The following is a 7866-nucleotide window of genomic DNA, read 5'->3' as shown; positions in this document are numbered from 1 at the left end:
GTCTGGAACACCATCTTCGTCCAGTAGCTCACCGAGTCGTGCGGCGCGGACAGCGCGCCGATGCCGGTCACCGCGAAGAAGGAGACCACCGTGGTCGCCGCCGCGCGCCACTGCCGCCGGGCCAGGAAGTAGAGCACGAAGACCCCGGGCGTGAGCTTCATCGCGGCCGCCGCGCCGACCAGCGCCCCGCGTGGCCAGCCGAGCGGCCGGCCGGCCACCCGCCACCAGGTGCCCGGCATCAAGCAGTCGAACGAGACCAGGGCCATCAGGACGACATTGATCTGACCGTATGCCAGATTGGTGCGCACCGGTTCGAGCAGCGCGGCGAGCGGCAGCAGCCACAGGGCGAGCCGCCAGGAGCGGCGCGGACCGGTGAGCCCTGCGGTGCGCAGGAAGAGCGCGATCACCGCCGCCATCAGCCCGAGGGTCACCGCGGTTATCACGATTCCCGCCAGCCGCGCCGAGACGACCGACAGCGGGGCCATCACCACGGCGGAGATCGGCGGGTAGGTGAAGCCGAGGTTGAGCCCGTTGCTGGTCGGCGGAAGCTGGCCGTACAGGTCGCGGCCGGTCAGCCACGCGTGCCCGCCGAGGCGGTAGACGTCCAGGTCGATCCGATAGACGTCGAAATTCAGCCTGCCGTTGGCGACCGTGATCAGCGAGACGGCGAAAACCAGCAGGACGAGGCCGCACAGGGCTGCGGTGCTCCCTATGCTGCGCGTTCTCCGGGCGGGGCTCCGCCCTTCCCGCAAAACAGCCACGCTACGCGCCCCCATGGTGCCCGACGACCCCGCTTGTCCACGTGGTGCGTTCCGATCTCTGAGCGGATCGATGCTATCCGAAGCGGTCGGCGGCGTGCGGAGGCGCCCGCGACGTCGAGCCGGGAATGTACAGCGGGTATCATGGCTTGTTGGTTAGTGTAGCTAAGTAATTGCGGCCGAAATGATTGCCACGCACGGCGACCGCACACCGCCGCCGACGCGATCCGTCCATGACTTATGTATGCAGGACAGACACCTTGTCCGAGTCGAGCAGTCGCCGCTGTCAGCTGATCCTGGCCATCTGCTGTATGAGCCTGTTCATCGTCGCGAACAACACCTCGCTGGTGGTCCTCGGCGTCGCGTTGATCGGCACAGTCGCCGTCGTGCAGGTTCACGGCCCGATGCGGCAGGGATTCAGCAAGGCGAGCCACGCCGGTTGGGCGATCGTGGCGGGCTGCGGTCTGATCATCCTGATTCTCGCCGTCCTGACCACGGGGGAGCGCGCCAAGGCGAGCGCCGAACGTACGGCAGCCCTGCTCCCGGACACCTACTCCGCAGCCGTGGCACCGCGCGCGAAGAGCGGGACGAGCGACACGGAGGTCGCCGACCCTGAGCCAGTGGATACGGTGCCAGCGGACACGGTGCCAGCAGATACAGTGCCACCAGGCACGGTGCCGATGGGCGTGACCTCCAACGTCGGCGCCGACGGATCGCCGGACACCACGACGCGGTAAGCCTGGCCGGGCTTGCCGGTGATCGTCACCGCGGAGGCGACGCCGAGCCGCGTATCGGCTGCCTCGCCTGGCCGCTGCACCACGGCTACCTGCGTCCCGGGCGCCGTGATCGTCACTGTGACCATTGAGCTCCGGGCGGCGTCGATGATCTTCGACGCGATGTAAAGCGTGCTGCCGAGGAAGTCGTCTCCGGCGCCGAGCGGCTGGCCGAGGACCGCCCCGATGACGGTCTCGTCCCGGCCGCCGACCGTCATCGTCGCCGCGAACAGCAGGCAGCCGCCGGCGCTGTCGGTCGAGCCGGTCTTCACGCCGATCACGCCGTTCTCGCCGACCAGCTGATTGAAGTTCTTGATGGTGCCCTCGACCGGGATGTCCGCGGTCCGCAGCCCGACGATCGAGCGGAAGCTCGCCGACTGCATCGCCGTCTCGGCGAGCTTGATCTGGTCGGGCGCGGTGGAGACGGTCGACGGATCGAGGCCCGAGGGGTCGGTGTAGGTGGTGTGCGTCATGCCGAGCCGCTTCGCGGCCTGGTTCATGGACGCCACGAAGTCCGAGACGGAGCCGGCGTCCCAGCGCGCCAGGATCTTCGCGACGTTGTCGGCCGAGGCGAGCATCAGCGCTTCGAGCGCGTCGCGCTCGCTGATCTGCTCGCCTGCGTAGATCTTGACCAGCGACTGGCCCTGCCTCAGCTCGCTCCCGTAAGCGGCAGCCTCCGACGCGCGCACCGTGATGGCTGGGCCCGCGTCCCCGTCGGCGAGCGGGTGATCGGCGAGGACCAGGTACGCGGTCATCGTCTTGGCCACGCTGGCGATCGGGACCGGCGTGCCGACGCTCCCGGACGTGCCGAGGGAGCCGACGCCCTCGATCTCGACGGCCGCCTGCCCGATGCCCGGCCACGGGATGCCCGGCGCGGCGCCGGGGATCGTGAAGCTGGCGGAAATCTGCTGCACGAGCGTCGGCGCAGGGGGTACCGGAATGCGGAACGGCTTGCCGCTGTGCGTGGCCGTCCCGGTGAAAACCGAGTGCTCGCGCACGGCGCGGAACGCGGCCCAGCCGATGACGAGCACGCAAAGCGCCAGCAGGAACGCGATGACCCTGACGCCGAGCCGCCGATCCGCAGCGTGATCCCGCGCACCATAGTTCTGTGAGTTCTGCGGACTGCGATCCCGCGCGCCGTCATCCCGCACAGGTTCATCCAACGCAGCGTCGTCCAAGACGGTGGCATCCAACGCGGCGTCACCCAACGCAGCGCGTTTCTGCCCGCTGTCACCCTGGTCCTGCTCGCCTTGGCTCTGCTTGCCTTGGTCCTGCTCAGGGCGGCTCTGCTCACCGTCGCCGTCGCTCGCACGTTCGACCGGCGTGTCCGGCTGCTCCACGGCAGTGCTGTCCATCCGGCTTGGGCCTCCACCGCGTAGAGCCGTTCTCCCCTGCGACTTCTCATCGTGGACGCCCGAGTCCCGGGCTTGGTTGCAGGTGACAGGCCCGGTCGTCCGAGGCTACACGCTAGCCGACGTACCGGCGGTCATCGTACTGGCCGAAGCGCCGGGTGGCAGCAGGCGCAGCCCCGGCGTCGGGCCCCGCTCGATCAGACGCCACAGGGCCGCGGTGTCGGCATGTTCGACGAGCGCGTCCGCGAGCCGGTCGTACTGCGCCTGCCGCGCCGCCGCGAAGCCGGTGTCCGGAGCGGGCGTGAACGAGCATCCGGCGCGCTCGGCGGCCCATCGCAGAAAGGCTCTGCGATATTCGTCCGACTCCAGCGAGCCGTGCCACAGCGTGCCGACTACGTTGCCTGATACGCAGCCGTCCACCGGATCGCCGGCCGCGTCGGTGAACAGCGGTTCGCCGCCTCGCCGGGTGACCAGGCCGTGGTGGATCTCATAACCCGTAGTCACCTTCTTGCCGAGGCCGATGCCGCGCGGCCGGGCCAGGGTCTTGCGATCGGCGAAGCCGGTGGACACCGGCAGCAGACCGAGCCCGTCGACGGTCCCGGCCCGGCTCTCCACCGGATCGTCGATGCTCTCGCCGAGCATCTGGTATCCGCCGCAGATGCCGAGGACCGCCCCGCCCCGGGCGGCGCGCCGCCGCAGCGCCTCGGCGATGCCGCGTTCGCGCAGCCATCGCAGATCACTGACGGTTGCCTTGGTCCCGGGCAGCACGACCAGATCCGCCTCGGCGATCCCGCGCGGACCGCTCGTGAAGGAGACCTCGACTCCGGGCTCCAGCATCAGAGCATCGACGTCCGTGAAGTTCGAGACCCGCGGCAGCTGCACCACGGTGACGGCGAGCGGCTCGCGGCCGTACGGCTCGGCGCGGCCGAACGTCGCGGGGCGGCCCTCCAGCGTGAGCGAGTCCTCGGCGTCGAGCCATATGTCGCGCAGGTACGGCAGCACGCCGAGAACCGGCCGGCCGGTGTGGCCCTCGATCATCCGAAGACCGGGCTCCAGCAGCGCCGGATCTCCGCGGAACCGGTTGACGAGGAACCCTGAGATCAGAGCCTGGTCTCCGGCCTCCAGCAGCGCCACCGTGCCGTGGAACGCGGCGAAGACCCCGCCGCGGTCTATGTCGCCGACCACGACCACCGGCAGGTCGCGTGCGCGCGCCAGGCCGAGGTTCGCCAGGTCGCCCTCGCGCAGGTTGATCTCCGCCGGCGAGCCCGCACCTTCGCAGACCACGACGTCGTAGCGCGAGCGCAGGTCGTCGAAGGCGTCGAGCACCGTGCCCAGCAACTGTTTCTTCAAATCCTGATACGAAAGGGCGTCCGTGTCGGCCACCGCCCGGCCGAGCACCACCACCTGGCTGGACCGGTCGCCACCCGGCTTCAGCAGCACCGGGTTCATCGCCGGCTCCGGTTCGGCTCCGGCGGCGGCGGCCTGCATCGCCTGCGCCCGGCCGATCTCCGCCCCCGCCCCGGTGCGCGGATCGACGCAGACTGCTGAGTTGTTCGACATGTTCTGCGCCTTGAACGGCGCGACCCGCACCCCCTCGCGGGCGAGCCACCGGCAGATCGCGGCCGTCAGCACGCTCTTGCCGGCGTCCGAAGTCGTGCCGGCCACCAGCAATGACCCGTGGCCGTGCCGGCTGCCGGCAGCAGTCACCGTTTGCGTCCTCTGCGACCCGCACCGGCACCCCGTATCGCCAGCGCCCCGGCCGACAGCAGCACGACCGCCGCCGTGGATACAGCCGACGAGAGCCGGTTCGCCCGCGCGATGTCGAAACCGCGCGGGCTGCGCCCCATGCCCAGATAGGGCCGATGCTCGATCCCTGATTCGTAGACGTTGGTGCCGCCGAGCCGCAGGCCGAGCGCGCCGGCCGCCGCCGCTTCGCATCGTCCCGCGTTCGGGCTCGGATGCTTAGCACCGTCGAGCCGCAGCGTGCGCCACGCCTCCTGGCGTGAGCCGCCGACCTTCGGCGCCACGACGGCGGTCAGCGCCCCAGTCAGCCGGGCCGGCGCCAGGTTCAGCGCGTCGTCGAGGCGCGCCGAGGCCCAGCCGAACCGCGAGTAGCGTTCCGAGCGGTGGCCGACCATGGCGTCGAGCGTGTTCGCGGCCCGGTACGCCAGCAGCCCCGGAACGCCCGCGACCGCGCCCCAGAACAACGGCGCGACCACCGCGTCCGAGGTGTTCTCGGCCACCGACTCCACGACGGCGCGCGCGATCTCGCGCTCGTCCAAACCGCGCGGATCCCGGCCGCACAGCCGGGGAAGCCGCTCGCGCGCGCCTTCGAGGTCCCCTGCTTCGAGCAACTCGCCGATCGCTGCGGCCTCACGCCGCAGCGACGCCGCCCCGACCACGCTCCACGTCGCCGCCGCTATCGTCGCCACCGCCGCGACAGGCCGCCCGCGCGAACCACGCGTCGTGACGTACCCGAGCACCACCGAGCCCCCGACGCACACGGTGGTGAACAACGCTCCGCGTGCCCGCGAGTCTTGGTAGATGTTGCGCTCCAGGGCATTGGCCGCGTGCCCGAACAAGGCCACCGGATGGCCACGGCTGGGGTCGCCGAGAAACGAGTCGGCCACGTATCCTGCGGCGAGTCCGATCGCCAACGCGGAACCTGAAGACCTTCTGAGCACGTTCAGCACCCTACCGTCAGCCCGCACGCGACAGGCGCGACAATAACTGAGTGCACGGTGACAACCAACCGTCCGGTGACAGTCGACCGTCGGCCGGTAACGGATCCGACTACGACCTCAGCCACCACGGCGACGTGGAGGTCAGCGCCGGGCTGGTCGATCTGGCGGTCAACGTCCGCATTCCGCGCCCACCGCAGTGGCTGCTCGAACGTATCGTCGCGTCGCTGTCCGACCTCGCCGCATACCCCGACCCGGTGCACGCCACCGAAGCCGTCGCACGTCGGCACGGCCGTGACCCGGACCAAGTACTCCTGACCTCCGGCGCCGCCGAAGCGTTCGTACTCATCGCGCGTTCGACCACGGCCCGGCGTCCGGTCGTCGTGCACCCCCAGTTCACCGAGCCCGAGTCCGCGCTACGCGCCGCAGGCCACCACGTCGAGCGCGTGATCCTCTCTCCGATCGACGGCTTCGCCCTGGACCCGGCGCGCGTGCCCGACGAGGCCGACCTCGTCCTCCTCGGCAACCCGACGAACCCGACGGCCGTGCTGCACGGCGCGGAAACGATCGCCGCGCTCGCCAAGCCGGGCAGGATCCTGGTCGTGGACGAGGCGTTCATCGACGCCGTCCCCGGCGAGCCCGAGTCGCTCGCGGCACGAGGCGACGTGCCGGGCCTCGTCGTCATCAGGAGCCTGACGAAGACCTGGGGCCTCGCCGGACTGCGCATCGGCTGTCTGCTCGCCGAGCCCGCCACTATCAGGCTGCTGCATTCGGCGCAGCCGCTGTGGTCCGTCTCCACTCCGGCGCTCGCGGCGGCGCTGGCGTGCAGCGAACCGCACGCTCGAGCGCAAGCCGACCGTCTCGCGCACGAGGCCGCACGCGACCGCCGCTACCTGGAACGCCGCCTCGCCGCTCTCCCTGGCGTGACCCTCCCCGCCGCCCGCCCACCCGATGCCCCGCGCGCGCCCTTCGTCCTGCTCCAGATACCGGGAGCGGACAAGATCCGGATGAAGCTGCGGGAAAGCGGCTTCGCAGTGCGCCGCGCCGACACCTTCCCCGGGCTCGGGCCTGACTGGCTGCGCATCGCCGCGCGCACCCGCCCCGTGACCGACGCCCTGATCGCCGCCTGGCCACGCTGATCCACAACAAACCAGCCCAGCAGCCAGCCCAGCCTAGCCCGGCCCCCGTCACGGACCTGCGTCGAACGCCCCAGGCGGTCCGATCGCCGCCGTCAGCAGCGTCGAGTTCGGCAGCAGGATCGTCCCGTTGTCGGTGACCAGCTTCACGTACGTCAGGTTCATGTCCGCGATCAGCCCGGTCAGCACGCCGCCGAGCGGCCCGGACCGCAGCGAGACCTCGTCGCCGATCGCGAAGGGCCTGGTCAGCAGCAGCATCAGTCCGGCGAACAGGTTGCCGAGCGCCTGCTGTGCCGCGATGCCGAGAATCACACCGGTGACCGCGCCGCCGACCAGCAGACGCTCGACCGGCACGTTCAGCGCGCCGAGCGTGCCGAAGATGACGACGACGTACCCGGCCAGCAGGCTCACCCAGCGCAACCCGTTGCGCCGGTTGTCGCCGAGGCTGGGCGGCACCGTCTTGAGGATCTCGTTGGTGGTCATCCGGACCGCGACCACGCCGAAGACCAGGAACACCACGGCGCCGACGGCCGCGGCGATCTGCCCGAGCCCCTCGTGCCGAGTGAAGAACGCGAGATGCGCGTTGTTATTGCTGCTGAGCACGCCGCCGGAGATGTAAGTCAGGCCGAGCCCGGCGAGGGCCAGCACAGAGACGAGCAGCGCACGCCGGAAGTTCGCACTTATCGCGTTGCTCAAGGCCGCCAGCGGCGAGTGCTCGTCCGGCTCAAGCTGGTGCACCCGCGAGCCGGCCTGACCCCCTGGCCCGGCCCGCCCCTCTTGTTCCGCCTGCTGCCCAGCCGCCTGCTTCGCGCCAGCCCGCGCAGCCACAGGCGCCGACCCCTCGCTCACCTGCCGACCCTGAGCCGCCGCTTCAGCCTCAGCGGCCTCAGTGACCAGACCCGCCTCCGCCTCTGCCCGCGTTCCCGGCGCCGACTTGTTGGGCAGTCCCAGTCCACGTTCCGGCTGCCTGCGGGTTGGGTGGCCACTCATCGCCGCTCCCTTCCGCCGTACGGCTTCTGGCGGTTGATCACTTTACGTCCAGTCATCTCGCCGGTGCCATGACGGCCCGGTTTCGATCACGCGCGAACAAAGCCGCGTCCGGTGTGAGAATGGACATGACGACAAAGCTCGACGCAGGTCGGCGACAACGGCGACGGCAGCGTCAA

6 protein-coding genes are annotated in these 7866 nt (G+C 70.5%); 1 reads left to right on the top strand and 5 read right to left on the bottom strand.

Going from position 1 to position 7866, the window contains the following annotated elements; translation table 11 throughout:
* The 4 genes from VGS97_RS19755 to VGS97_RS19740 all read right to left on the bottom strand — a co-directional run.
* Positions 1-761, bottom strand: a 761-nt coding sequence (locus VGS97_RS19755; RefSeq protein WP_326855073.1) for a glycosyltransferase family 87 protein, incomplete at its 3' end; no start/stop codon positions are given.
* Between the two features lie 547 nt (positions 762-1308).
* Positions 1309-2886, bottom strand: a complete 1578-nt coding sequence (locus tag VGS97_RS19750) for a hypothetical protein (protein WP_326855072.1) — start codon at positions 2884-2886, stop codon at positions 1309-1311.
* A gap of 105 nt (positions 2887-2991) precedes the next feature.
* On the bottom strand, positions 2992-4590 hold the full coding sequence (locus VGS97_RS19745) for a cobyric acid synthase (RefSeq protein ID WP_326855071.1): 1599 nt from the start codon (positions 4588-4590) through the stop codon (positions 2992-2994).
* Positions 4587-5540, bottom strand: coding sequence for a cobalamin biosynthesis protein (locus VGS97_RS19740; protein ID WP_326855070.1), 954 nt, complete (start codon positions 5538-5540; stop codon positions 4587-4589). Before VGS97_RS19740 ends, VGS97_RS19745 begins: the two co-directional genes overlap by 4 nt.
* Before the next feature lie 77 nt (positions 5541-5617).
* On the opposite strand from VGS97_RS19740, the gene cobC reads away from it, so the two are divergent.
* Positions 5618-6703, top strand: a complete 1086-nt coding sequence (gene cobC, locus VGS97_RS19735) for an Rv2231c family pyridoxal phosphate-dependent protein CobC (protein WP_326855069.1) — start codon at positions 5618-5620, stop codon at positions 6701-6703.
* Positions 6704-6751: 48 nt separating this feature from the next.
* Here cobC and VGS97_RS19730 read toward each other — a convergent pair whose 3' ends face one another.
* Positions 6752-7690, bottom strand: a complete 939-nt coding sequence (locus VGS97_RS19730; protein ID WP_326855068.1) for a mechanosensitive ion channel family protein — start codon at positions 7688-7690, stop codon at positions 6752-6754.
* Between the last annotated feature and the right edge of the window lie 176 nt (positions 7691-7866).

It is taken from the genome of Actinocrinis sp., assembly GCF_035946395.1.
Lineage (GTDB): Bacteria > Actinomycetota > Actinomycetes > Streptomycetales > Catenulisporaceae > Actinocrinis.
This window is presented reverse-complemented; position numbering and strand designations above follow the sequence as displayed.